The 23,356-nt window shown below is 71.4% G+C and carries 23 protein-coding genes; 12 read left to right on the top strand and 11 right to left on the bottom strand.

Annotation, left to right across the window (positions count from 1 at the left end; genetic code table 11):
• Window positions 1-13: 13 nt before the first annotated feature.
• Window positions 14-3,370 carry an AfsR/SARP family transcriptional regulator gene (locus OHA58_RS25800; protein ID WP_405481687.1) on the bottom strand — a complete coding sequence of 1,119 codons (3,357 nt, stop codon included), beginning with the start codon at window positions 3,368-3,370 and terminating at the stop codon, window positions 14-16.
• 265 nt (window positions 3,371-3,635) lie between these two features.
• Between OHA58_RS25800 and OHA58_RS25795 the strand changes: the two genes are divergently transcribed.
• Window positions 3,636-4,436: a site-2 protease family protein gene (locus OHA58_RS25795; RefSeq protein WP_405481685.1), complete on the top strand. Its 801-nt coding sequence runs from the start codon at window positions 3,636-3,638 to the stop codon at window positions 4,434-4,436.
• Here the strand turns inward: OHA58_RS25795 and OHA58_RS25790 are convergent.
• The 3 genes from OHA58_RS25790 to OHA58_RS25780 form a co-directional block, all read right to left on the bottom strand.
• Window positions 4,426-4,629: a hypothetical protein gene (locus tag OHA58_RS25790; RefSeq protein ID WP_405481683.1), complete on the bottom strand. Its 204-nt coding sequence runs from the start codon at window positions 4,627-4,629 to the stop codon at window positions 4,426-4,428. The two genes, OHA58_RS25795 and OHA58_RS25790, sit on opposite strands and share 11 nt — an antisense overlap.
• Before the next feature lie 111 nt (window positions 4,630-4,740).
• Window positions 4,741-5,445 carry an NADPH-dependent F420 reductase gene (gene npdG / locus OHA58_RS25785; protein WP_405481682.1) on the bottom strand — a complete coding sequence of 235 codons (705 nt, stop codon included), beginning with the start codon at window positions 5,443-5,445 and terminating at the stop codon, window positions 4,741-4,743.
• Window positions 5,446-5,454: 9 nt separating this feature from the next.
• Window positions 5,455-6,537, bottom strand: a complete 1,083-nt coding sequence (locus tag OHA58_RS25780; RefSeq protein ID WP_405485182.1) for an exo-alpha-sialidase — start codon at window positions 6,535-6,537, stop codon at window positions 5,455-5,457.
• 82 nt (window positions 6,538-6,619) lie between these two features.
• Here OHA58_RS25780 and OHA58_RS25775 point away from each other — a divergent pair, with 82 nt between their 5' ends.
• Complete coding sequence (locus OHA58_RS25775) at window positions 6,620-7,222, top strand: hypothetical protein (protein ID WP_405481681.1); 603 nt, start codon at window positions 6,620-6,622, stop codon at window positions 7,220-7,222.
• A 315-nt stretch (window positions 7,223-7,537) separates the two neighbouring features.
• Here the strand turns inward: OHA58_RS25775 and OHA58_RS25770 are convergent, their stop codons facing one another.
• A complete protein-coding gene (locus tag OHA58_RS25770) occupies window positions 7,538-7,771 on the bottom strand; it encodes a hypothetical protein (RefSeq protein ID WP_405481679.1) in 234 nt (77 codons plus the stop codon).
• A gap of 58 nt (window positions 7,772-7,829) precedes the next feature.
• Here OHA58_RS25770 and map point away from each other — a divergent pair, with 58 nt between their 5' ends.
• Complete coding sequence (gene map, locus OHA58_RS25765) at window positions 7,830-8,687, top strand: type I methionyl aminopeptidase (RefSeq protein WP_405481678.1); 858 nt, start codon at window positions 7,830-7,832, stop codon at window positions 8,685-8,687.
• A 143-nt stretch (window positions 8,688-8,830) separates the two neighbouring features.
• On the top strand, window positions 8,831-9,481 hold the full coding sequence (locus tag OHA58_RS25760) for a heme oxygenase (biliverdin-producing) (protein ID WP_405481677.1): 651 nt from the start codon (window positions 8,831-8,833) through the stop codon (window positions 9,479-9,481).
• Here OHA58_RS25760 and OHA58_RS25755 read toward each other — a convergent pair whose 3' ends face one another.
• Window positions 9,482-10,123: a PhzF family phenazine biosynthesis protein gene (locus OHA58_RS25755; RefSeq protein WP_405481676.1), complete on the bottom strand. Its 642-nt coding sequence runs from the start codon at window positions 10,121-10,123 to the stop codon at window positions 9,482-9,484. It abuts the gene before it with no gap.
• 206 nt (window positions 10,124-10,329) lie between these two features.
• Here OHA58_RS25755 and efeO point away from each other — a divergent pair, with 206 nt between their 5' ends.
• The 4 genes from efeO (at window position 10,330) to OHA58_RS25735 (ending at window position 14,722) form a co-directional block, all read left to right on the top strand.
• The gene (efeO, locus tag OHA58_RS25750; RefSeq protein WP_405481675.1) at window positions 10,330-11,487 is read left to right on the top strand and encodes an iron uptake system protein EfeO; all 1,158 of its coding nucleotides are present in this window, start codon (window positions 10,330-10,332) and stop codon (window positions 11,485-11,487) included.
• 30 nt (window positions 11,488-11,517) lie between these two features.
• The gene (efeB, locus tag OHA58_RS25745; RefSeq protein WP_405481673.1) at window positions 11,518-12,801 is read left to right on the top strand and encodes an iron uptake transporter deferrochelatase/peroxidase subunit; all 1,284 of its coding nucleotides are present in this window, start codon (window positions 11,518-11,520) and stop codon (window positions 12,799-12,801) included.
• 7 nt (window positions 12,802-12,808) lie between these two features.
• Window positions 12,809-13,666 (top strand): iron uptake transporter permease EfeU, encoded by an 858-nt coding sequence (efeU, locus tag OHA58_RS25740; protein ID WP_405481671.1) that lies wholly within the window; start codon window positions 12,809-12,811, stop codon window positions 13,664-13,666.
• 69 nt (window positions 13,667-13,735) lie between these two features.
• The gene (locus tag OHA58_RS25735) at window positions 13,736-14,722 is read left to right on the top strand and encodes a hypothetical protein (protein WP_405481670.1); all 987 of its coding nucleotides are present in this window, start codon (window positions 13,736-13,738) and stop codon (window positions 14,720-14,722) included.
• A 72-nt stretch (window positions 14,723-14,794) separates the two neighbouring features.
• On the opposite strand, the gene OHA58_RS25730 is transcribed toward OHA58_RS25735, so the two are convergent.
• Window positions 14,795-15,520, bottom strand: coding sequence for a bifunctional DNA primase/polymerase (locus OHA58_RS25730; protein WP_266569430.1), 726 nt, complete (start codon window positions 15,518-15,520; stop codon window positions 14,795-14,797).
• Window positions 15,521-15,700: 180 nt separating this feature from the next.
• On the opposite strand from OHA58_RS25730, the gene OHA58_RS25725 reads away from it, so the two are divergent.
• On the top strand, window positions 15,701-16,546 hold the full coding sequence (locus OHA58_RS25725; RefSeq protein WP_405481669.1) for a glycerophosphodiester phosphodiesterase: 846 nt from the start codon (window positions 15,701-15,703) through the stop codon (window positions 16,544-16,546).
• Here the strand turns inward: OHA58_RS25725 and OHA58_RS25720 are convergent.
• Window positions 16,533-17,159, bottom strand: coding sequence for a TetR/AcrR family transcriptional regulator (locus tag OHA58_RS25720; protein WP_405481668.1), 627 nt, complete (start codon window positions 17,157-17,159; stop codon window positions 16,533-16,535). The two genes, OHA58_RS25725 and OHA58_RS25720, sit on opposite strands and share 14 nt — an antisense overlap.
• Window positions 17,160-17,325: 166 nt before the next feature.
• On the opposite strand from OHA58_RS25720, the gene OHA58_RS25715 reads away from it, so the two are divergent.
• Together OHA58_RS25715 and ddaH are read left to right on the top strand one after the other, a co-directional pair.
• Window positions 17,326-17,508, top strand: a complete 183-nt coding sequence (locus OHA58_RS25715; protein ID WP_405481667.1) for a DUF6243 family protein — start codon at window positions 17,326-17,328, stop codon at window positions 17,506-17,508.
• A 226-nt stretch (window positions 17,509-17,734) separates the two neighbouring features.
• On the top strand, window positions 17,735-18,568 hold the full coding sequence (gene ddaH / locus OHA58_RS25710) for a dimethylargininase (RefSeq protein WP_405481665.1): 834 nt from the start codon (window positions 17,735-17,737) through the stop codon (window positions 18,566-18,568).
• Between the two features lie 79 nt (window positions 18,569-18,647).
• Here the strand turns inward: ddaH and OHA58_RS25705 are convergent, their stop codons facing one another.
• Genes OHA58_RS25705 through OHA58_RS25695 form a run of 3 tightly spaced genes read right to left on the bottom strand, consistent with a single transcriptional unit; the run spans window position 18,648 to window position 22,133 of the window.
• Window positions 18,648-19,664 carry a small ribosomal subunit Rsm22 family protein gene (locus OHA58_RS25705; RefSeq protein WP_405481663.1) on the bottom strand — a complete coding sequence of 339 codons (1,017 nt, stop codon included), beginning with the start codon at window positions 19,662-19,664 and terminating at the stop codon, window positions 18,648-18,650.
• 31 nt (window positions 19,665-19,695) lie between these two features.
• Window positions 19,696-20,886 carry a serine hydrolase domain-containing protein gene (locus OHA58_RS25700; RefSeq protein ID WP_405481662.1) on the bottom strand — a complete coding sequence of 397 codons (1,191 nt, stop codon included), beginning with the start codon at window positions 20,884-20,886 and terminating at the stop codon, window positions 19,696-19,698.
• Window positions 20,820-22,133, bottom strand: a complete 1,314-nt coding sequence (locus tag OHA58_RS25695; RefSeq protein WP_405481661.1) for a multidrug effflux MFS transporter — start codon at window positions 22,131-22,133, stop codon at window positions 20,820-20,822. The genes OHA58_RS25700 and OHA58_RS25695 overlap by 67 nt, the downstream gene beginning before the upstream one ends.
• A gap of 124 nt (window positions 22,134-22,257) precedes the next feature.
• On the opposite strand from OHA58_RS25695, the gene OHA58_RS25690 reads away from it, so the two are divergent.
• Window positions 22,258-23,256 carry a Gfo/Idh/MocA family protein gene (locus tag OHA58_RS25690; protein WP_405481660.1) on the top strand — a complete coding sequence of 333 codons (999 nt, stop codon included), beginning with the start codon at window positions 22,258-22,260 and terminating at the stop codon, window positions 23,254-23,256.
• The last annotated feature ends 100 nt before the right edge of the window (window positions 23,257-23,356 follow it).

Genomic DNA, 23,356 nt, shown 5'->3' with positions numbered 1-23,356 from the left:
CCGGATCGGAAGATCAACCGCGATCGCGTCCCAGCAGGGCGGCGGCCTCGTCGAGAGACAGGCCGCCGCCCTCGGCGTATCCGGCGTCGTACGCGCGGTCGCCGATGACGTCACGGATCGCGGACTCGGCGGACGCGCGGGCGTCGCGCTCCAGGTAGGACCGCACGTGCCGGGACGGAAGCTGTCCGTCGGCGGCGCCCATGAGGCGGGCGGCGTCGTGGGCGTCGGCCGTGTCGCCGCTCAGGTTCAGGGAGCGGGCGGCGGTGACCAGGTGCATGGCGGGCATGTGCGGGGCGATCACCAGGGACAGCGGGTCCGATGCCAGCTCCAGCGCTTCGGCGACGCCGGCGAGGGCCTGGTCCGCGAGGCCCTCCTCCGAGTCGAGCCAGGCCTGCATCCCGACGATGAAGCCCCGGAAGACGACGAAGTTCATCGCCTTGAACTCCTCCTGGAGGAGCCGCAGTTGCTCACGCGCCTCGGCGACACGGCCGGTGGATCCGTACCGCCCGGACAGGAACATGCGGGCGGCGGGCCAGGCCTCGTTCGCATGGCGCTTGCCGGGGTCGAGGATGCCGAGCAGCAGCTGCTCGCCGCGCTCGCCGTCACCGTCCTCGATGAGGGCCTGCCCGAGCCGCGCGTTCAGGATCGCCACCTGCGCCTGCGCGCCGAGGCGTTCGGCGCCCTCGATGGCGGCCGTGTAGTCCTCGGCCGCCGCGGCGTACGCGCCGCTGCGCTCATGGGCCTCGCCGCGCGCGGACAGCGCCTCGGCGACGCCCCACCGGTCGCCGAGCCGGGTGAACAGTTCGAGGGCCTCGTCCGCGTCCCGGACGGCGTCGCCCGCCCAGTCGCTGCGGTTGGCGAGGATGTTGGCCCGCAGCTGGAGCGTGAGGGCGAGCTCCCAGGTGTAGCCGAGTTCGCGGCAGGTCCGCACGGTGACGTCGGCGAGGTTCCACAGCGCCTCCATGTCGCCGCTCATCATCACCGCGTAGAACCAGAGGTTGCCCGGCGGGCGGCAGGTCTGCGGGAGGCCCGGACTGTACGCCTGCGCGATGGCGCGCAGCTTCGCGCCGCCCTCCTCCGTCTGCCAGGTCTCCATCTCCATGTCCATGTAGGCGAGGCGGAGCAGATGCACCCCGCGCCGCGCCTCCACGAGGAGTTCGGGGCCGAGCGGCGGCGGGACGTCGGTGCAGCGCTCGTGGAGCGGGGGCGCGGGGGCGGCGGGCGGGGCGAACGGGTCGGGACCGAGCTCGGTGGCCTCCCGCGACCAGTTGCGGGCGTCGACGCGCAGGTCGCGCATCTGCCAGAACCAGCCCAGCGAGAGCACCAGGGAGAGCGTCTCCTGCTCGTCCCGGGCGGCGACGGCGTGCCGCAGGGCGGTGCGCAGGTTCTCGTATTCGCGTTCCAGGCGGGCGATGGCGGCGCGCTGACCATGGCCGCGCAGCTGCGGGTCGGTGGTGCGGGCCAGTTCGCGGTAGTACGTGAGGTGGGCGCGCTCGGCGTCGGCCCGGTCACCGGCCTCGTCGAGGCGGTCGCCGGCGTATTCGGCGACGGTCTCCAGGAGCCGGTAGCGCATGGCGCCGGCCTGGTCGCGGGTGTCGTCCGCGGCGGGTGCGTCGTCTCCTTCGTCTTCCCCCTCAGGCTCGTCGCCGTCCCAAGGGGCCGCCACCACAAGGGACTTGTCCACGAGTGAGCCGATCGCGTCGAGGGCGCCGGGGCCGCACACCGCCTCGGCGGCCGCGAGGTCGCAGCCGCCGCTGAAGACCGACAGCCGGCGCAGGACGGTCCGCTCCTCCTCGTCGAGGAGATCCCAGGACCAGTCGACGACGGCCCGCAGCGTCTGCTGGCGCGGCAGGACGGTGCGGGCGCCCGAGGTGAGCAGGCGGAAGCGGTCGTCGAGGCGGTCGGCGATCTGGCGGGGCGTGAGCATCCGCAGCCGGGCGGCGGCGAGTTCGATGGCGAGGGGCAGTCCGTCGAGGCGCCGGCAGATCTCGGCCGCGGCCCGCTCGTCGTCCCCGACCCGGAACCCGGGCCGCACGGCGGCGCCCCGCTCGCCGAACAGGCGCAGGGCGAACGGCTCCGGCAGCGGCTCCACCGGGTGCAGCAACTCGCCCGGTACGCCAAGGGGTTCGCGGCTCGTCGCGAGGACCGTCACACCGGGGCACTGGCTGAGCAGCTGCTCGGCGAGGTGGGCGGCGGCCTCGATCACATGCTCGCAGTTGTCGAGGATCAGCAGCATGCGGCGGTGCGCGCAGTGCTCGGCCAGGCGTACGAGCGGGTCCTCGCCGTGCCGGTCGGACGCGGCCCGCAGCTCCTCGGCGCCGGCGCCGCGCAGCACGGTCTCGCGGGCCCCGAGCGCCGTGACGACGGCTTCCGGGACGGCGTCCGGGTCCTCGACGGGTGCGAGCTCGGCCAGCCACACGCCGTCCGGCAGATCCATGCCCTCGGCGGCCTCCTGGGACAGCCGGGTCTTCCCGGCGCCGCCCGGGCCGAGCAGCGTCACGAGCCGCACGCGTCCGAGGTCCTCACGGATCGCCCCGATGTCCCCGGCGCGCCCCACGAACGAGGTGAGCCGGGCGCGGAGGTTGCCGGTGGGGGCGGGTGCTCTGACGGGGGCGGACGGGCCGGCGCCTTGCGGGGAGGGGGCGGCGGGGTGCGGCGCAAGGAGGTCGGCGTGCAGGGCGCGCAGTTCCGGGCCCGGGTCGGTTCCCAGCCGCTCCGCGAGCTCGACGCGTACCCCCTCGTAGGCGGCCAGTGCCTCGGCGGTGCGGCCCGCGTCACGCAGGGCGCGCAGCCGCAGCGCCTGGAGCGGCTCGTCGAGCGGATGCGCGTCGCCCAGCGCGGTCAGTTCGGGCAGCGCGGTCTCGGCCCTGCCCAGGGCCAGCGATGCGGCAAAACGCGTGCGGCGGGCGTCGAGATGGAGGGCCTCCCAGCGGGCGGCGTCCGCCGAGCGGTCCGGCAGATCGGCCAGCGCGGGGCCGCGCCACAGGGCGAGCGCGTCGTCGAGGACGGCCGCGGCCTTTCCCGGGTCTCCGTCGGCCAGCGCCCGTACCCCGTCCCTCACGAGCCGGTCGAAGCGGAACAGGTCGATGTCCTCGGAGGTGGCGGCCAGCCGGTAGCCGCCGTCGAGCGAGTGCACCGCGTCGGCGCCGATCGCCCTGCGCAGCCGGCCCACGAGCGCCTGGAGCGCGCCGGTCGCGTCGGCGGGCGGTTCGGCGCCCCACACCTCGTCGGCGAGCACCTGCGGCGGGACGGTACGGCCGGGGCGCGTCGCGAGCACGGTCAGCAGGGCACGCAGCCGCGCCCCGCCGACGGGGACGGCCGTGCCGTCGTCGCGGAGTGCCTGTGTGGAGCCGAGGATGCGGTAGCGCACTGGCCCATTGTCCCCAAACGGGCCGCCGGACCGCGCCCGGGTTTCGGCGGGAGGGCGATCCGGGGCGCGGAGCATGGGTTCCGGCGGCGGCCAGATACCCGTCAGGGCGGGGGCAGTGGGCACATTTTGCCGGTTTCTTCGCCGGTTTCGCGGAACCCGGGGCCTGCCCCGGCACGTTCCCCCCACACCGCACCACCGATACGGTCAGCCCGTCGACCCCGCACCGCACCGCACCAGGCCGCACGCACCCCGGGAGCCATCCTCCATGACCACCGCCGCCACCCGTCGCAGCGATCGCAGGATCAGCCCCGTCTTCCTCGGCATCGCCGCCGTCACCGCCGTCACCGGCTGGGCCGTGTGGACGGACTTCGCCGCGCAGCCCGGCATCGCCGTCTTCCTGTTCGTGACGGGCGCCTGGATCGTCTCGCTCTGCCTGCACGAGTACGCGCACGCGCGCACGGCCCTGCACAGCGGCGACATCTCCATCGGCGCGAAGGGTTATCTGACCCTGAACCCGCTCAAGTACACGCACGCCCTGCTCAGCATCGTGCTGCCCGTCATCTTCGTGATCATGGGCGGGATCGGTCTGCCCGGCGGCGCCGTCTTCATCGAGCGGGGCCGGATCCGGGGCCGCTGGCGGCACAGCCTCATCTCGGCGGCGGGCCCGCTGACCAACGTCCTGTTCGCCGTCGTGTGCACGGCGCCGTTCTGGCTGGACGCGCTGACCGGGGTGCCGGACACCTTCCGCTACGCGCTCGGCTTCCTCGCCCTGCTCCAGGTGACCGCGGCGATCCTGAACTTCCTGCCGATCCCCGGCCTGGACGGCTACGGCGTCATCGAGCCCTGGCTGTCCCGGAGCTTCCGGAGGCAGGTGGAGCCGTTCGCCCCGTTCGGGCTGCTCGCCGTCTTCGGCATCCTGTGGATCCCGGGGGTGAATGAGGTGTTCTTCGACGCGATCCACGCGATTCTGCGCTCCCTCGGTGTCACCGAGTGGGACACCTACTGGGGGCAGGAGTTCTATCGCTTCTGGCAGGGCACCCCTGACATCCCCGTCGTCACGCAGTAGGCGCGGAGGCGGCTACCGCCTTCGCCTGCTTCTCCGCCTTGGCCCGGCGCGCGTAATACCAGGTCATGTTCGAGGTGAGGCCCGCGAGCAGGACCCAGACGATGCCGAGCAGACTGCCCTGCACGAAGGCGACCACGGCGGCGACCACCGAGAGGACGCAGACGACTAGGGCGTACAGAGCGAGGCGGGGCATGGGGGTCGGCTCCTGTCGGACGGAGAGGTCGTACGCCGACCAGTGTCCCCCATGCCCCTCCCGCGGCTGCACGTCGGCTCCGCGTCCGTTGTGCGCAGCGGCTACGGCTGGTTATACGTCGGTGACCCGCAGCCCCGCGTGTGCCTTGTAGCGGCGGTTCACCGAGATCAGGTTCGCGACCAGTGACTCCACCTGGTGCGCGTTGCGCAGCCGGCCCGCGAAGACGCCGCGCATCCCTGGGATGCGTCCGGCGAGGGCCTGCACCATGTCGGTGTCGGCGCGGGCCTCGCCGAGCACCATCACATCGGTGTCGATCTCCTCGATCTCCGCGTTCTGCAGGAGGACTGCGGAGAGGTGGTGGAAGGCGGCGGTGACCCGCGAGTCCGGCAGCAGCGCCGCGGCCTGCTCCGCCGCGCTCCCCTCCTCCGGCTTCAGCGCGTACGCGCCCTTCTTGTCGAAGCCCAGCGGGTTGACGCAGTCGACCACGAGCTTGCCCGCGAGGTCCTCGCGCAGCGATTCCAGCGTCTTGCCGTGGCCCTCCCACGGCACCGCCACGATCACGATGTCGCTGCGGCGCGCACACTCCGCGTTGTCCGCGCCCTCGACGCCCAGGCCCAGCTCGTCGGCTGCCGCCTCGGCGCGCTCCGCCGCACGGGATCCGATGATCACCTTCTGGCCCGCCCGGGCCAGCCGGTACGCGAGCCCGCGGCCCTGGTCGCCCGTGCCGCCCAGCACGCCGACCACCAGGCCCGATACGTCGGGGAGGTCCCAGGGGTCCTTCGCGGGCGCCTTCTGCACACTGTCGGTAGAGGTCATACGGTGACCTTACTCAGGCGTACGAGCCAGTAGCGCGGCGACCGGGATCCGTCTGAACGTGATCGTCTCGTACGCGCCGAAGTCTCCCGTCTCGTAGAGGAGTCCGACCGTCTCGTCGTCGGTCTGTACGAGGTCGGAGTACGCGGCGGGCAGGCCGTCGACCGTGTGGGCCACGCGCCAGGTGACGCCCTCGTCCTCGCTCGCCCGCACGCTCATCAGCGCCCTGGACCCAGGGTCCGCCGGGCCCGCGAACAGCAGCAGCTCCCCCAGCCTCAGCAGGCTCCCCTCCACCACCGGGCCCACGAGGCCCGCCTGCGGCCGGAACGCCTTGACCAGGCTCTCGCCGCCGTCCTCCGATGTCGCGTCCGCCCTCGTGCCCGGCGCCGGCGAGTCGTTGCGGGCGTTGAAGTACAGCCGCCCGTCGGGCAGTTCGGCTGCTGTCGTCTCGTTCACGTTCACATAGCCGTCCGGGTGGTCGTCCACGTAGCCGAGCCGCCAGGTCCTGCCCCGGTCGTCGCTCAGCAGGCAGTGGCCTCCGTCGTACTTCCCCTCCGTGCCGGTGTCGCCTCCGGCGGGCGGGAGTGAGTGGTTGGCCGGCACCACCACGCGTCCGCTCTGTGTCTGGATCGCGTGGCCCGGGCCCGTGGCGTACCAGCGCCAGGTCCTGTCTTTTGCCTGCGCCGTGATCTCCCTGGGTGCGGACCACGTCAGCCCCTCGTCGTCGCTGTGCTGCACCCAGATCCGGCGCCCGTCCTCGGGCTCCACCTCGCCTCGTCTGATCGCCGCTTCTGTGGCCTGCGCCGCGTTCCGTACGTGGACGATCAGGACCCGTCCCGTGTCCAGGACCACCGGCGCCGGGTTTCCTGCCAGGTCGTCGCCGTTCGCCGCCACCACCTGGAGCGGGTCCCAGGTGCGGCCGCCGTCCGTGGATCTCTTCAGGACCACGTCGATGTTCCCGTGGTCCTCCCTCGATCCCACTCGTCCCTCGCAGAACGCGAGCAGCACGCCGGAGTGTGTCGTGACAGCCGCGGGGATCCGGAAACTCGCGTATCCCTCGCGCCCCGCGCGGAAGGGAACAGACGTCTCAGTCAGCACCCCCCATCCCTCCCCGCCCAGAGGGAATTCCCGGTGAACTCGGCCTGACGAGTGGACTGTTGCGGCAGTATGCGCAGGCATGGACGCCGTACGGGTCGCACTGCTGCGGGAAGTACTCGCCGGAACCGAGTGGCTGGGCGCCGCGCGCCGCTTCGCGGGTGCGCTGCGGACCTCCGTCGTGCCGCACGGGGGTGGGCTGCTCCTCGTCGGCACGCCCGAGTACGAGCCGTGGCATCTCGCGGCGCATCTTGTGGACGAAGCCGCTTGGTCCGGCATGCCCGAGCTGTCGCCCACGCTCGTGCGGCACCGGGCGGGGGTTGGGGATCCGGCCCATCTTGCGGTCGGGCTCGGGCGCATCGAGGCGGCCCGGCGGGGCGAGACCCTGCTCGTCGTGGCGCCTGGGGCGCCCGGTGAGGAGCTGCTGGAGCGGGTGCATGACGCTCGGCGGGCGGGGGCCACGGTTCTGGCGATCGACTCGGGTGACCGTGATCTGCATGCCATGGCTCATGAGGCGCTCACGCCCGGGCCTGATCTCGACCTCGATACGGCGCAGCATCTGGTCAGCGCGGCGGCGGGCGAGAATCCCGTCGGGGGGCCGGGCCGGGGGCCTCGGCGGCGCTTCCGCGATCGGCTGTCCCGTCTGGCGGATCATCTGACTTCGCCGCCGCCTGCGGGATGGTAGGGGGCGCTTGAAGGGTGGGTGGTGGGTGGGGGTGCGTTCTTGGGTGCGGGGTGTCGTCGGCCGTTGTGCTTTCGGGTGCGGGGCCGCGGGGGCATGTACGTGCTCGCTGTTCTACGGGTGCACGTTGGCCAGCTGATTGCCTGTACGTGGTGCTGGTGGCTGCGCGCGCACATGCCCCCGCGTCCCCTCCCGTCTCGTACGCGTCTCAGCGCCGGTGGGACTTGCTGCCTTCCGGGCCGCGTCTCGTGCGCCGATGCCTAGTGCCGGTCGGGGCGGCCAGTCGTGCGCGGGTCAGGGGCGCCCCTCTTGGCGGCGTCAGGTCTCTTCGTTCTCGTCCTTGGCCGTGGCGTCGTGCCACTTGGGGTCCGTCTCCCATTCGAGGTTTCGTTCACGCGCCGTCTCCATCGCGTGTTCCGCCTCGGCGCGCGACGCGTACGGGCCGAAACGGTCCTTGTTGGGGCACTCGGGCCCCTCCTCGACCTTCTGGTGCTCCAGGCAGTAGTACCACTCGCCGGGCTTCCCGACGGTCCGCCTCTTGAACAGGGCCATCTGCGGCTCCTCTCGCCATGACCATGGTCCCCCACAGCCGCTCGATACACTCGCTGGCATGTCTGGCCAGTCGCTGCTCGTACCAGGGGAGCTCTCTCCCACTCGTTCCGTACCCGGAAACATCCGGCGTCCCGAGTACGTGGGCAAGCCCGCGCCGACGCCGTACAAGGGTCCCGAGATCCAGACCCCGGAGACGGTCGAGGCCATGCGCCTCGCCGGCCGGATCGCCGCGCGGGCCATGGAGGAGGCCGCCAAGGCCATCGCGCCCGGTGTGACCACGGACGAGCTCGACCGCATCGCGCACGACTACATGTGCGACCACGGCGCGTACCCCTCGACCCTCGGCTACCGCAACTTCCCGAAGTCGCTGTGCAGCTCCGTCAACGAGGTCATCTGTCACGGGATCCCCGACTCGACCGTTCTCAAGGACGGCGACATCATCAACCTCGATGTCACCGCGTATATCGGCGGCGTCCACGGCGACAACAACGCGACCTATTTGGTCGGTGATGTCGACGAGGAGTCCCGGCTTCTTGTCGAGCGGACCCGTGAGTCCCTCAAGCGCGCCATCAATGCCGTCCGGCCCGGGCGTCAGATCAACATCATCGGCCGCGTCATCGAGTCGTACGCCAAGCGCTTCGGCTATGGAGTCGTGCGGGACTTCACCGGGCACGGGATCAACTCGTCGTTCCACTCCGGCCTGATCATTCCGCACTACGACAGCCCGCACGCCACCACCGTCATCCAGCCCGGGATGACCTTCACCATCGAACCCATGCTCACGCTCGGCACCCATGAGTACGACATGTGGGACGACGGGTGGACCGTTGTCACCAAGGACCGCAAGCGGACCGCTCAGTTCGAGCACACGCTCGTTGTCACCGACACCGGTGCGGACATCCTTACTCTGCCCTGACGCGGATTCGTCCGTAGGCCCGTCCCTCTGTGGGGCGGGCCTTTTGTGTTGCCCGGGTGAGCGATCGGGGTAGCGTTTTTACCGACAGGGCGTCGGGAACCTGGTAAGTTAGGTAAGCCTAAGTTTAATGATCTGGAGGCCTCATGGATACGCCGTTCTCCACCCTGATCCGCACCGCCTCCCACGAACAGCACACAGAGGCCGAGAGCACCACGTTCATGAGTGACCTTCTCGGCGGAGCCCTCGGCGTCGACGCCTACGCCCGGTACACCGAGCAACTCTGGTTCGTCTACCGGGCCTTGGAGGAAGCGGCGGAGCGGCTGGAGGGGTCCGCCGTCGCCGGTCCGTTCATTCAGGCCGAGCTGTTCCGGGTTCCCGCCATCGAGCGGGATCTGGCCCACCTCCGGGGGGACGGGTGGCGCGACGGCGTTTCCGCGCTGCCGGCCACCCAGGCCTACGCCTCGCGCGTCGCCGAGTGCGCCCGGGACTGGCCCGGGGGCTACGTCGCCCATCACTACACCCGGTACCTGGGGGATCTGTCCGGCGGCCAGATCATTCGCGACAAGGCCGAGAAGAACTGGGGCTTCGCCCGCAAGGGTGATGGTGTGCGGTTCTACGTGTTCGAGGGGGTTCCGAACCCTGCTGCTTTCAAGCGCAGTTATCGCGTTCTGCTTGATGGGGTTCGCGTTGATGAGCTCGAGAAGCTGCGCATCGTGGCCGAGTGCAAGCGGGCGTTCGCCCTCAACACCGCCGTCTTCAGGGCTCTCGGCGAGGAGTTCAGCAGCGCCGCCTGATCAGGTCAGGCGGACTCTGCCGCCTACTTCGATCAGGCCTTCCGGCTGGGGGGCCGTGAGGATTTGGGAGCCTTTGCCCTGTGTGATGTTCAGGGCTCTGCGCAGGTGTGCCGTGAGCAGGAGTGCTGCCGCCCCCGTTGCCTCGTCCTCTTCGATTCCGTCGTTCCTGCCCGGGAACCCTCGGGCCCTCACCCGTCCTGCCGCCGCGTCCTCCCATGCCCAGGCGTAGACCCACTCCCCCGGCGGGGGAACTTGGAGCTTCTCCACCTCTGCTGCCGAGCCGTACTCGCGCAGCGTCCGGGATGGCGCCCACTCCGGTCGCGCCTCGATCCAGGTGAACTCCCCGTCCAGTCGCGTGCCCACCACTCCCGCGGGCGTGACCAGTTCGGGTACGTCCAGGAGCCAGGCCGTGCCGACGCACGGGTATCCGGCGAAGGGCAGGCGCGTGGTCGGTGTGTAGATGTCGATGACGCCGCGCTCGGGGTCGTCCACGAACACCGTCTCACTGAAGCCCAGCTTCGCGGCCAGGGCTTGTCGCTCGTCCCTGTCCGGGACGTCACTTCCTTCGCGTACGACTCCGAGCTCATTGCCGTGGTCGCCATCGGGGCCGCAGAAGACTCGGAGCACGTCGTAGTCCGTCACCGGGACAGTCAATCACTCGGTGGGGGTTGGCGGGTTTTTGCCTTTCGTTTGCCTTTTCTCGGGTCGCCCATGGGTCGCTTGTAGCCGGGGCGCGATCGGTGCCTTTTTGTGAGAGCTGAATCACTGGACCCCCGGGTAGCACTGAGGTAAGCCTCGGTTAAGTTAGGTCCGCCTCACTCACTGTGCCTCACCGTCTTGGAGCCCGCATGCGAGCCGTCCGACTCACTGTTGTCACCGCCGCCGCCACCGCGGCGACCCTGGCCGCCGTCACGGGCTGCACCCAGAAGAGCGACGCCAAGGCCGGTGGCGACCGCGTCGTCGAGGTCACCGCCACGGATGACAAGTGCGATGTCTCCAAGACCGAGTTCCCGGCCGGCCATGTCGAGCTGTCCATAGAGAACAAGGGCTCCAAGGTCACCGAGGTCTACGTCCTGTTCCCGGACGACCGGATCGTCAGCGAGCGCGAGAACATCGGCCCCGGCACCAAGCAGAAGCTCACCGCCGAAGTGAAGGCCGGCTCGTACGAGATCGCCTGCAAGCCTGGCATGAAGGGCGACGGCATCCGGCAGAAGGTGACCGTCACCGGCGGCAAGGCCGTCAAGCGTGACGCCCGTCTGGACAAGGCCGTCGCCGCCTACCGGACCTACGCGCAGGAGCAGGCCGACGAGACGCTGCCCAAGGTCACGACGTTCACGGACGCCGTGCGCAAGGGTGACCTGAAGGCCGCGCAGGCCGCGTACGCGCCGTCCCGTATCGGCTGGGAGCGCACCGAGCCCGTCGCCGAGTCCTTCGGTGACATCGACCCGAAGGTCGACGTCCGCGCGGACGGCCTGGAGGAGGGGCAGGACCCGAAGACGGACTGGACCGGCTGGCACCGCCTGGAGAAGGCGCTGTGGCAGGACAAGAAGATCGGCTCGCGGGAGAAGGAGCTGGCCGGTCAGCTCGACAAGGATCTGAAGGACTGGCAGACGCGGGTGGGTAAGGCGGACATCACGCCTACCTCCATGGCCAACGGCGCCAAGGAGCTCCTCGACGAGGTCGCCACCGGCAAGGTCACGGGCGAGGAGGAGCGCTACTCGCACACCGACCTCGTCGACTTCAAGGCCAACGTCGAGGGTGCCGAGAAGGCGTACGACCTGCTCAAGCCCGTCGCCGCGGAGAACGACGCCGCGCTGACGAAGGAGCTCGACAAGCAGTTCGCCGCCTTGGACACGCTGCTCGACAAGTACCGCAAGGACAAGACCTCCTACGAGTTCACCTCCTACGACAAGGTCGGCAAGGCGGACCGCAAGGAGCTCTCGGACGCGGTGAACGCGCTCGCGGAGCCGCTGTCCAAGCTCGCCGCCGCCGTCGTCGTCAAGTAGTCCTCCGGGTACTCAGGTAAGGGGTCAGGGATGACGGACACCACCGCCGATATCTCGGTCGGATCGGACAACTCTCGTACGCCGTCGCGTCGTTCGCTGCTCGCGGTGGGCGGGGCCGGGCTCGCGCTCGGTGCCGCCGCCGCGGGAGGCACCGTCGCCGTGACGCGGACCGGTGACGATCCGCAGCCGGTCGCCGACTCGGGCGGCGCCGTGTCGTTCCACGGCGCGCACCAGGCCGGAATCGCCACCGCCGTGCAGGATCGTCTGCACTTCGCGTCGTTCGACGTGAAGACCGACGACCGCGACGAGTTCGTGCAGCTCCTGAAGGACTGGACGAAGGCGGCGTCCCGCATGACGGAGGGGCACGCGGTCGGCGAGGGCGCGTACGGCGGGTTGCCCGAGGCGCCGCCGGACGACACCGGCGAGGCGCTCGGCCTCAAGCCGTCCCGGCTCACCCTCACCATCGGTTTCGGCCCGTCCCTGTTCGAGAAGTTCGGGCTTGCGGACCGGCGGCCGGAGGCTCTCGTCGACCTGCCGAAGTTCCCCGGTGACAATCTCGACAAGGCCCGCAGTGACGGTGACCTGTGCATTCAGGCCTGCGCGGACGATCCCCAGATCGCCGTGCACGCCATCCGCAATCTCGCCAGGATCGGCTTCGGCAAGGTCGCCGTCCGCTGGTCCCAGCTCGGCTTCGGCAAGACGTCGTCGACGACTCCGGACGCGCAGACCCCGCGCAACCTGATGGGCTTCAAGGACGGCACCCGCAACATCGCCGGCACCGAGACCGCCCGCCTGGATGAGCACGTGTGGGTCGGCGCCAAGGACACGGACGCCAACTCGGCCTGGATGACCGGGGGTTCGTACCTCGTCGCGCGGCGCATCCGGATGAACATCGAGACGTGGGACCGTACGTCGCTCCAGGAGCAGGAGGACGTCTTCGGCCGCGACAAGGGCGAGGGCGCCCCGGTCGGCAAGGCCAAGGAGCGCGACGAGCCGTTCCTGAAGGCGATGAAGCCGGACGCGCACGTGCGGCTCGCGCACCCCGACTCCAACGCGGGGGCGACCATCCTGCGCCGCGGCTACTCCTTCACCGACGGCACGGACGGTCTCGGCCGTCTGGAGGCCGGCCTGTTCTTCCTGGCCTACCAGAAGGACGTGCGCAAGGGGTTCATCCGCGTGCAGCGCAACCTGTCGCGCAGCGACGCGCTCAACGAGTACATCCAGCACGTGGGTTCGGCCGTCTTCGCCGTCCCGCCGGGCGTCCGGGACTCCGGCGACTGGTGGGGCCGGGCGCTGTTCTCCAAGGAGGCATGAGGACACGATGTTCGGCAACTATCTGATCGGTCTGCGCGAGGGACTCGAGGCCAGCCTCGTCGTCTGCATTCTTATTGCGTATCTGGTGAAGACCGAGCGGAGGGACGCGCTGCGTCCCATCTGGATCGGCATCGGTATCGCCGTCGCCGTGGCGCTCGGCTTCGGTTTCGCGCTGACCTTCGGCTCGCAGGAGCTGACGTTCGAGGCGCAGGAGGCGCTCGGCGGTTCGCTGTCGATCGTCGCCGTGGGCCTGGTGACGTGGATGGTCTTCTGGATGCGGCGCACGGCGCGGCATCTGAAGTCGGAGCTGCACGGCAAGCTGGACGCTGCTCTGCAGATGGGTACCGCCGCGCTGGTTGCGACGGCGTTCCTGGCCGTGGGGCGCGAGGGCCTGGAGACCGCCCTGTTCGTGTGGGCGTCGGTGCGCGCGTCGAACGACGGCACGCACGGGCCGCTGATCGGTGTCCTGCTGGGTCTGCTGACGGCGGTCGTCCTCGGCTGGCTGTTCTACCGGGGCGCCCTGCGGATCAACCTGGCGAAGTTCTTCACGTGGACCGGCGGCATGCTGGTGATCGTGGCGGCGGGCGTCCTCGCGTACGGTGTGCACGACCTCCAGGAGGCGCAGTTCCTGGGTGGGCTGAACAGTGTGGCGTTCGACATCAGTGAGACGATCCCGCCGGACAGCTGGTACGGCACGCTCCTCAAGGGCGTGTTCAACTTCCAGCCCGATCCGACCGTGCTGCAAGTCGTCGTCTGGCTGCTGTACTTGATCGTGACGCTCGCGGTGTTCCTCGCGCCCGCCGGTTTCCTGTCCCGGAAGCCGAAGCCCGAGGCGCAGTCTCCTCGTGAGTCCGCCAAAGCCTGATCCGGACGCTCGCGCCGCTCCCCTCCCCGATAGGGTTCGGGCCCGGGAAGGGGAAGGTGAAGAGAACCGATGAGCAAGCTCCTCCGCAGGCCTCGTGGTCTCAGGAAGCCGGTTACGGCGGTGGCCCTCGCGACCGCCGTGGCACTGACGGCGAGCGGGTGTGTGACGGTGCACGGGGAGCGGGAGGTCCTCCCGGCGGCCACGAAGGCCGAGGCCGCCCGCGCCCTGAAGGATTTCACCACCGCGTACAACAAGGCCGACAAGGCGTACGACGGGTCACTCGACGAGGACCATGTGACGGGCGCGCTCGGCGCGATCGACGCCGCCAAGCTGAAGGCCGGTCACACCAATCACCCCGACGGCAACCCCAACCACTCGGATCTGGAGCTGTCGGACGCCGAGTTCACCATCCCCAAGAAGGCGGGCTGGCCCCGCTGGTTCGTCGCGAACACGAAGGCCAACCGGGGCGGCGACTTCCGGTGGATGCTCGTCTTCACCCGCGACGATGTGAACCGGCCGTGGCAGGTGGCGTATCTGACCCTCATGTCGCCCGGTGACGTCCCCGAGTTCAAGAAGGACAAGGACGGCTGGGCGCAGCCCGTGACGGCGGACGCCGCGGGGCTCGTGGTGGCGCCGCAGGACATGAGCCGCAAGTACGCGACGTATCTGAAGGACGGCGGGGACGGTTTCGCGCCGGGCCGGCACACGTCGCAGTGGCGGACCACGCGGGAGAAGAACGCGAGCCGTCCGGGCCTCGCCCGGCAGTACGTCGACGAGCCGATGACGTCGGGCGACTACGCGCCGTTGGGTCTGCGGACCGCGGACGGCGGGGCGATGGTGTTCTTCGCGACGCACCACTACGAGAAGCAGACGGCGTCCAAGGGCCTGAGCATCACGGTCGACAACGAGAACGTGAAGGCCCTGATGACCGGCGACGTCAAGCAGTCGCTGACGCTGGAGCGCATCTCGAACCAGGTCGCCGTCGACCCGGCCAAGGGCGGCGACGTCGAGATACTGACGCGGCTCGAGGGTCTGACGGGCGCGAAGGGCAGCTAGGGTCTGGGTCTTTCGTCAAACGAAAGGCACTAGGGCCCTGGGGGCTCTCTGCGAGCTTCCGGCCCTCGCCCGTCAGCCGCGCGAGGGCCAGGCTGCCGTGAAGTCCTTCTCCTCGCCCACGTAGCGTGCGCAGGCGTCCGTGAGGGCTTCGAGCAGGGTGAGCGGGTCCGGCAGCGGGTGTTCGAGGCCGCGCAGCCAGTCGACGGTCAGGTCACCGGGGAGCCGGGCGGGCGGCACGGGGACGTACGAGCCGCGGCAGTGCCAGCGCAGGCCGGGGTGCTCGTCCATCGTCTCGGGGTGGCAGTCCAGCTCGCAGGGCCACCACTCGTCCTCGTCCTCGGGGGTGCCGCGGGTGGCGGTGAAGAAAAGCATGCGGTCGCCGCCGGACTCGGCGACGGGGCCGACGTCGATGCCTGCCGCAAGGAGGCGTTCGAGGGCTTCGCGGCCCGCCTCCAGGGGGACGTCCAGGACGTCGTGGACCATGCCGGTCGCGGTGATGAAGTTGGCCTGCGGCTGATGCCTGGCCCAGCGCTCGATCTGGCCGCGGTCCGTCGTGGACTGCGTCTGCCAGGCGAACGAGACGGGGTGCCTGCCGGGCGTGGGACAGCCGATGCGGCTGCACGAACACCGGTAGTCGGTGGGGTACGCGGCGGGTGCGAGCGGCAGTCCCGCGTCGGCCGCTGCCAGGAGCAGCGCCTCGCGGCCGTCGTCGCCCTCGGTCTCCTTCGGGCGCCTGGCGCGCAGCCACTGGGAGATCCTGCCCTGTCCGCCGGACCGGCGGCCGTACTCCGCGCCCATCAATCCCCTCACCTCGCCGTAGTACCGAGAAGCATGTCCCATGGTCGCACCATCCTGCGCCGCGGGTGGCCACAGTCCACATCCGGGGTACCCGGGGCGATGCCGAGCGATACGAGACGCGGAAGATAATCGGGTGTCATTAGCGGGTTTACGGTGATTTGCCTGCCTACCGTGGTCGGCATGGTCACACGGATTGCGCTGACGGGCCTCGGCGGGCTCCTCGCTCTCGCCCCGCTGACCCCCTCCCCGCTCGAGTGGGGCTCCGCTCCCCTGACCGTCGGCAGCCTCCACGGCATCGTCTACACGGCGCACCGAGGCGGCGCCCTGGAGGTCCCGGAGAACAGCATGTCGGGCCTGACGGCCGCCTACGCGCGCGGCACCGCGCAGGTCCTCGACTTCGACACCCGGATGCTGCGCGACGGCACGATCGTGGTCATGCACGACCCGACCCTGGACCGCACGACGTACACGTCGGGCCCGGTGGACAGGCTGGACGCGCGGCAGTGGGCGCGCGTGCGGATGCGCCCGAGGGCCTCGCTGCCGGGCCGCTGGCGCGCCGAGCCGCTGCCGACGGCCGCCGAGGTCCTCGACCGCCTGGGCGGGCGCATCGTGCTGACACTGGAGGCGAAGGACGCGCGGAGCCTGGACGGGCTCGCCGCGATGATCCGACGCCGGGGCCTGGTCAGGTCGGTGTTCGTGAACTCCAACGACCCCGCCGTCGCCCTGCGCGCCCACCACATGGGCCTCACGTCGCAGCTGTGGCGTTCGAAGATCCAGATGCGCACGGACCGCCCGGCGCGCTGGGCCCGGTTCGTCGACCTGCTCGACGTGGACTACCAGGCGCGCGACGCCGATCTCGTACGGGCCGCGCGGTCCGGGATCCCGCGGGTGTGGGCGCACACGGTGAACTCGCCGCGGCAGCGGGACCGGGTGCTGCGGCTCGGCTGCAACGGCGTGATCTCGGACGCGCCGGGCCTGCTGGCCCGCACCCCGTCGGACGTGCGGGCGCGGGTCAGCGCGGGCTGAGCCCGTAGAGGGCGTATTCGACGAGGGCGTCGGCGTAGGCGTGGTCCAGGGGGCCCGTGCCCTGGAGCCAGCGCTGGGCGAGCGGCGCGGAGAACAGGTCGCGGGCGATGTACGGGTCGACGTCGGCGCGGATCTGACCGGCGTCCTGCGCTGCGCGCAGCCGGCGCGCGTACAGCTCGAGGGAGGGCATCAGGAGGCGGCCGACGAACTCCTCGCCGAAGGCCGGGTTGGCGACGCCCTCTGCGGCGAGGGCGCGGGCCGGGGCGTCGTAGCGGGGGTCGAGCAGCTCGTCGACGGTGGCGCGCAGGACCGCCTTGAGGTCGGCCTCGATGTCGCCGGTGTCCGGGATGCCGTCCGCCTCCGCCCAGTCGCCCGCTCCGGCCGCCTCCGCCGCCTGGACGCCGAGGTCGATGAAGGCCTCCATGAGGACCTCCGCCTTGGACGACCACCAGCGGTAGATCGTCTGCTTGCCCACGCCCGCGCGGGCGGCGATGCCCTCGATGGTCGTCTTGGGGTAGCCGATCTCGCCGACGAGGGCGAGGGCGGCGTCGTAGATCGCGCGGCGTGAGCGCTCGCTGCGGCGGTTGGAGTCGGGAGCGGTCTTCTGGGCCATGGCTCGAATGTATCAGCGGGCGAGGCGAGACGTGCCGTCTCAACTCCCTTGACAAGACGATCCGTCTCGCCGACAGTGGACATCGTTGGCGAGACGCCTCGTCTCGCTTCGGGCGGTTCAACTCCCGCCCGGGACAGCACCATTCGAAGGTCGAAGGGAGACCACGATGAGCCGAGGTGGATCCGGGAACATGCTGGGCGTCGGCGGCACCCGCAGCAATCTCTCCCGCAAGACCCTGCGCGGCGGCGGCCGCGGCGGCCGGGTCGGCGGCGGGCTCGACCCGCAGGCGCAGAAACGGGAGCTGCTGCGCAGGCTCCGGGAGGAACGCACGGCGGGCGAGAGTTCGTGACGCCGTCGTGAGAGCGGGCCCCGGCGGGTGACGGGTCGGCGAGTGGCGGGGGCGGTGAGTGGCGGGGTCGGCGGGTTGTGTGCCGGTGGCACGCGGGCCGGTGGATTGCCGGCCCGCGACATGCGGGCCGGTGACTCAGAGGGACCACCCGTTCGGTGCACAGCGGCAAGGACTCCTCACACCGCACCATGGGCGCATCTGCCACTGCGGTCGTGAGGAGCCCTCATTGCCTGGTCGCCGCGCCACACCCCGGCGTTACCTGATGTGCCCACCGGCACACTTCGAAGTCACGTACTCGATCAATCCCTGGATGGACCCCGCCAAGCCGGTCGACGTCCCGCTCGCACTCACGCAGTGGGAGGACCTGCGGGACCGCTACCGCTCGCTCGGTCACCGCGTCGACGAGCTCGAACCCCTCCCCGGCCTGCCCGACATGGTGTTCGCGGCGAACGGCACGACCGTCGTCGACGGACGGGTGCTCGGGGCCCGCTTCGCCCATCCCCAGCGCACCGCCGAGGCCGCGGCGCACCTGGACTGGTTCAGGGAGCGCGGCTACGCGGCGGTCCACGAGCCCGTCCACATCAACGAGGGCGAGGGCGACTTCGCGGTCACCGCCTCGTACGTCCTGGCCGGCCGGGGCTTCCGCTCCAGTCCGCTCTCGCACGCCGAGGCGCAGGAGTTCTTCGGCCGCCCGGTCATCGGCCTCGACCTCGTCGACCCGCGCTACTACCACCTGGACACCGCGCTCGCCGTCCTCGACGACGGGGCGGACGAGGTCATGTACTACCCGGACGCGTTCTCACCGGGCAGCCGGGCCGTCCTCGAACGCCTCTTCCCCGACGCGCTGATCGCCACGGAGCCGGACGCTGCGGCGTTCGGCCTGAACGCCGTCTCGGACGGCCTGCATGTGCTGCTGCCGCAAGCGGCCGTCGGTCTGTTCGGGCCGCTGCGGGCCCGTGGGTTCGAGCCGCTCGGAATGGATCTCTCGGAGCTGCTCAAGGCAGGCGGCAGCGTGAAGTGCTGCACGTCGGAGCTTCGCGGCCAGGAACTCGGGGCCTGAGCCGGTTCGCCGGGCGCGGGGGTCTGTGGTTGTTCGCGCCCGCGCGGCGAAGCCGCAAAATGTCACAGCCCCGCGCCCCCTAGGGGGCCGGAGGCCAGGCGTCGCCCCAGTCGGCGTCGCGGGCCGCCCGGTACAGCGGCCCGTGCCGCTTCGTCACCGTCTCGCGGCCCAGCGCGCCCTCCGCCTCGCACAGGTCCAGGAGTACCTGGCCCTTGCGGATCTGGGGGCGGCGGGTGATCCGGGCCGCGGGGCGCTCGGGAGCGAACCGGGTCGCAGCCACGTAGCTGAACTTCTCGTCCTCGTACGCGAGGGAGCCGCCCTTGACCTGGCGGTGCAGCGACGACCTGCTGACCCGCGCCGAGAAGTGGCACCAGTCGGTGCCGGGCTCGATGGGGCAGGCCGCGCTGTGGGGGCAGGGCGCGGCGATGTGGAATCCGGCGTCGGTCAGGCGGCGGCGTGCCTCGATGATCCGCTCGTAGCCGTCGGGGGTGCCTGGCTCGACGACGACCACGGCCCCGTCGGGGCTCGCGGCGGCGGCCGCGGCGTCGACCACGGCGCGGCGGTCGTCGGCGGTCAGCTCCTTGAGGACGTACGACACCGTCACGAGATCGGCGCTCTCGATGGTGAGCGCCGCTCCGATACGTGAGCGCTGCCACCGCGTGGAGGCCAACCGGTCGCAGGAACCGGCCAGTTCACGCCCGAGGGCGAGCGCGGGCTCGGCCCAGTCGAGGACGGTGACATCGCGCTCGCCCGCCCAGGTGTCGGCGACGGCCCAGACCGCGGCGCCCGTCCCGCCGCCCACGTCGACCTGGCTCCCGGGCGCCCAGCCCTCCGGCGCCGCGTCGGCGAGCGCGCCGAGCGCCGAACGGACCGCCTCGAAGGTGGCCGGCATCCGGTACGCGGCGTAGGCGGCGACGTCGGCACGGTCCCGCAGGATCGGCGCGTCCGTCGGGGTGGTCCCCCGGTAGCTCGCGATCAGCCGTTCGACGGCGCGCGCCGCCTGCGTGGGCGGCAGCCCGTCGAGCAGCCCCGCGAGGGCCGCGCGCAGGGTGTCGGCCGGGGAGGCCGGCGAGTAAGAGGAGAGGGGGGCGTTCACCCCCTGATTCTACGGTCGCCCCGGGGGCCGCCTACGCGCCCACGGCCCGCGCGAGACGCGTCGCCGCCGAGGCGCGCGGCCCGTTCTGCGGGGGCCTGCGGCGCGGGTGGACCGTGTTCGCGAGGAGGACCAGGAACGTGTCCGTGACGCGGTCGAGGACGAGCGACGTGCCGGTGAAGCCGCAGTGTCCGGCCGCGCCCTGGCCCGCGAGCTCGCCCATGAACCAGGGCTGGTCGAGCTGGAAGCCGAGGCCGGGGGCCGTGAGCATCAGCTCGACGTAGTCGGGGCCGAGGATGCGTGCGGTGCCGTAGGAGCCGCCGTTGAGCAGGGTGCGGCACAGGACCGCGAGGTCGTACGCCGTGGAGAAGAGGCCCGCGTGCCCGGCGACGCCCCCGAGGGCCCAGGCGTTCTCGTCGTGGACGATGCCGCGCAGGAGACCCCGGTCGGCCTTGGCCCAGGGGCGGCGCTGGTCCTCGGTGGCGGCGGCGCCGGGGTGCGGGCCGAAGCCCGTCGCGGTCATGCCGAGGGGCCGGGTGATGCCGTCGCGCACGAGGGCGTCCAGGGGGCGCTGCGCGATGCGCTCCAGGACGTGCTGGAGCAGCAGCATGTTGAGGTCGGAGTAGAGGTGGGCGCCGGGCGGGGACGACGGGGCCTCGGTGCGCAGGGCCGTCAGGCGCGCCGCGTCGTCCGGGCAGTCGTACAGCGGGAGTTCGGGGCGCAGGCCAGAGGTGTGGGTGAGGAGCTGGCGGATCGTGACGTCGTGCTCGGCGGCGGCCGTGAACTCGGGGATGTAGGCGCCCACCCGCGCGTCGATGCCGAGGGTGCCGCGCTCCAGCTGCTGCACGGCGGCAACGGTCGTGAAGAGCTTCGTGAGGGAGGCGAGGTCGAAGGCCGTGTCGGGGCGCATGGGGACGCGGGACGCGGGTGGGAGCTCGACGCCCCGGTCGGCCGTCTCGTCGTAGGCGAGATACCGCGTCGCCCAGCCCGCCGCCTCGTGCGCGGCGACGACCGGGCCGCGGCCGGCGAGGACGACGGCGCCCGCGCACCAGGGGCGCGCCCCGCGGGGCAGTTCGCGCACGTCCTGGACGAGGCGGCGCAGCTCGTCGGGGTCGAGCCCGGCGCGTTCGGGGGTGCCGGGGCGCAGTCGTGGGGTACTCAGTGCTCCGCCTCCCGCGTCGGCTCGGTCCCGCGCTGCCAGGGGCGGCACAGTCCCATGAAGCATGCGATGGCCGCCAGGGCGCAGGCCAGCTGGACTACGGCCATCGGGACGGCGGTGCCCTCGCCCGCGATGCCCACGAGCGGTGAGGCGATCGCGCCGACCAGGAAGGAGGAGGTGCCGAGGAGCGCGGACGCGGAGCCCGCGGCGTGCGGGGTGCGCATCAGGGCGAGGGCGTTGGTGTTGGGCATGGCGAGGCCCATCGCGGACATGAGGACGAACAGTCCGGCCGCGATCGGCACGAGTCCCACGTCGCCGAAGACGCCGGTCGCCATGAGCAGGAGCGCGGCGGAGGCGAACGCGATGACGCAGAGGCCGACGGCGAGCGCCTTGTCGAGGCTGACGCGGCCGACGAGGAGCTTGCCGTTGATCTGGCCCACGGCGATCAGGCCGACGGAGTTGATGCCGAACAGGAGGCTGAAGGTCTGGGGCGAGGCGCCGTAGATCTCCTGGACCACGAACGGCGATGCGCTGATGTACGCGAACAGCGCGGCGAAGGCGAAGCCGCCCGCGATCATGTAGCCGGTGAAGACGCGGTCGGCGAGGAGGCCGCGCATGGTGCGCAGCGCCTCGGCGGTGCCGCCGCCGTGCCGCCGTTCGGGGGCGAGCGTCTCGGGCAGGCCCTTCCAGACGAGGGCGGTCAGCGCGATGCCGACGACGGTGAGGACGACGAAGATGCCGCGCCAGTCCGTGATCCGCAGGACCTGGCCACCGATGAGGGGCGCGACGATCGGGGCGACGCCGGAGATCAGCATGAGGGTGGAGAAGAAGCGCGCCATCTCGACACCGTCGTACAGGTCCCGCACGACCGCCCGCGCGATCACGATGCCGGCGGCCCCGGCGAGGCCCTGCACCAGGCGGAAGCCGATGAGGAGCGGGGCCGTGGGAGCGAGGGCGCAGACCGCGGTGGCGACGATGTAGACGAGGAGGCCGATGAGGAGGGGGCGCCTGCGGCCCCACTTGTCGCTCATCGGGCCGACGGCGAGCTGCCCGAGCGCCATGCCGGTGAGGCAGGCGGTGAGGGTGAGCTGGGCGGTGGCGGCCGAGGTGTGCAGCGCGCCGGTCACCTCCGGCAGTGCCGGGAGGTACATGTCCATGGACAGCGGGGGTACGGCGGTGAGTCCGCCGAGTACGAGGGTGACCAGGAAGCCGGTGCGGCGGCGGGCGGTGAGCGTGGCGCCCGCGACGGGTGGTGCCCCGGGTATGCGCTGCGCTTCACGCGCGGACGCGTGCTGGCGGCCGTGATCCGGCATGCGGTTCCCCTCCCGGTCGTTCATTCGATTACCTATGCTCTCAGCTCAGGTGCATTGGTTGAGACCACATTTCGTGACGTGCCGGCAAGGGCAGTGGCCGGAACCTGGCAGGGGGCCTTCAGTGGTGGAACGCGAGCGTGTGCGGTGGGGCGTCCTGGCGACCGGGGGCATCGCCGCGTCCTTCACGGCGAACCTTCTCGACATGCCGGACGCGGAGGTCGTCGCCGTGGCGTCCCGCTCCGACGCCTCGGCGAAGGCGTTCGCGGAGCGGTTCGGGATCCCGCGGGCGTACGGGGACTGGTCCTCGCTCGCCGAGGACGAGGACGTCGACGTCGTGTACGTCGCGACCCCGCACTCCGCGCACCGCGCGGCCGCCGGGCTGTGCCTGGAGGCGGGCCGGGCGGTCCTGTGCGAGAAGGCGTTCACGCTGAACTCGCGCGAGGCGGAGGAGATGGTGACACTCGCCCGCAGCCGTGGCCTCTTCCTGATGGAGGCCATGTGGATGTACTGCCATCCGCTGATCAGGAAGCTGAAGGCGCTGGTCGACGACGGGGCGATCGGTGAAGTCCGGACGGTGCAGGCCGACTTCGGGCTCGCGGGGCCCTTCCCGCCTGCGCACCGGCTGCGGGACCCGGCGCAGGGCGGTGGTGCGCTGCTCGATCTGGGCGTGTACCCGGTGTCGTTCGCCCACCTGATCCTCGGTGAGCCCTCGGAGGTCACTGCGAGAGCGGTGCTCTCGGACGAGGGCGTCGATCTCCGTACGGGGATGCTGCTCTCGTGGGAGAGCGGTGCTCACGCGCTGCTCAACTGCTCCATCGACGCGGGTACGCCCGTCACCGCGTCGATCACGGGTTCGCAGGGCCGTATCGACATTCCGCACGGCTTCTTCTACCCGGACCGGTTCGTGCTGCACCGCGACGGGCGCGAGCCGCGGGAGTTCACGGCGGAGGCGGGGGACGGGCCGCGCGACAGCCTCCGGCATGAGGCGGGTGAGGTGATGCACCGGCTGCGGGCCGGGGATACGGAGTCGCCGCTCGTGCCGCTTGCCGGTTCTTTGGCGGTGATGCGCACGCTCGATGCCGTGCGCTCCGTTGTGGGGGTGCGGTATCCGTCGGAGCGGTGACGGTTTCGTTGGCGGGTGACGGGCCGGTGGGGGCTTGTCGCGCAGTTCCCCGCGCCCCTGAAGGCAGCTGCCCGCGCCCCTGAGAATGACTCGGGGGCGC

The sequence above is a fragment of the Streptomyces sp. NBC_00009 genome, assembly GCF_045040855.1.
GTDB classification, from domain to species: domain Bacteria; phylum Actinomycetota; class Actinomycetes; order Streptomycetales; family Streptomycetaceae; genus Streptomyces; species Streptomyces aureus.
This window is presented reverse-complemented; position numbering and strand designations above follow the sequence as displayed.

Coding starts and splice junctions, on each gene's coding strand:
- OHA58_RS25770 (WP_405481679.1), bottom strand. CDS start 7,771: ATGGCCCTGTTCAAGAGGCGGACCGTCGGGAAGCCCGGCGAGTGGTAC.
- OHA58_RS25720 (WP_405481668.1), bottom strand. CDS start 17,159: ATGGCCCAGAAGACCGCTCCCGACTCCAACCGCCGCAGCGAGCGCTCA.
- efeB (WP_405481673.1), top strand. CDS start 11,518: ATGACGGACACCACCGCCGATATCTCGGTCGGATCGGACAACTCTCGT.
- OHA58_RS25790 (WP_405481683.1), bottom strand. CDS start 4,629: ATGCCCCGCCTCGCTCTGTACGCCCTAGTCGTCTGCGTCCTCTCGGTG.
- npdG (WP_405481682.1), bottom strand. CDS start 5,445: ATGACCTCTACCGACAGTGTGCAGAAGGCGCCCGCGAAGGACCCCTGG.
- OHA58_RS25730 (WP_266569430.1), bottom strand. CDS start 15,520: ATGGGCGCGGAGTACGGCCGCCGGTCCGGCGGACAGGGCAGGATCTCC.
- OHA58_RS25695 (WP_405481661.1), bottom strand. CDS start 22,133: ATGCCGGATCACGGCCGCCAGCACGCGTCCGCGCGTGAAGCGCAGCGC.
- OHA58_RS25700 (WP_405481662.1), bottom strand. CDS start 20,886: ATGCTTCATGGGACTGTGCCGCCCCTGGCAGCGCGGGACCGAGCCGAC.
- OHA58_RS25760 (WP_405481677.1), top strand. CDS start 8,831: ATGGATACGCCGTTCTCCACCCTGATCCGCACCGCCTCCCACGAACAG.
- OHA58_RS25725 (WP_405481669.1), top strand. CDS start 15,701: ATGGTCACACGGATTGCGCTGACGGGCCTCGGCGGGCTCCTCGCTCTC.
- efeU (WP_405481671.1), top strand. CDS start 12,809: ATGTTCGGCAACTATCTGATCGGTCTGCGCGAGGGACTCGAGGCCAGC.
- OHA58_RS25735 (WP_405481670.1), top strand. CDS start 13,736: ATGAGCAAGCTCCTCCGCAGGCCTCGTGGTCTCAGGAAGCCGGTTACG.
- OHA58_RS25795 (WP_405481685.1), top strand. CDS start 3,636: ATGACCACCGCCGCCACCCGTCGCAGCGATCGCAGGATCAGCCCCGTC.
- map (WP_405481678.1), top strand. CDS start 7,830: ATGTCTGGCCAGTCGCTGCTCGTACCAGGGGAGCTCTCTCCCACTCGT.
- OHA58_RS25715 (WP_405481667.1), top strand. CDS start 17,326: ATGAGCCGAGGTGGATCCGGGAACATGCTGGGCGTCGGCGGCACCCGC.
- efeO (WP_405481675.1), top strand. CDS start 10,330: ATGCGAGCCGTCCGACTCACTGTTGTCACCGCCGCCGCCACCGCGGCG.
- OHA58_RS25775 (WP_405481681.1), top strand. CDS start 6,620: ATGGACGCCGTACGGGTCGCACTGCTGCGGGAAGTACTCGCCGGAACC.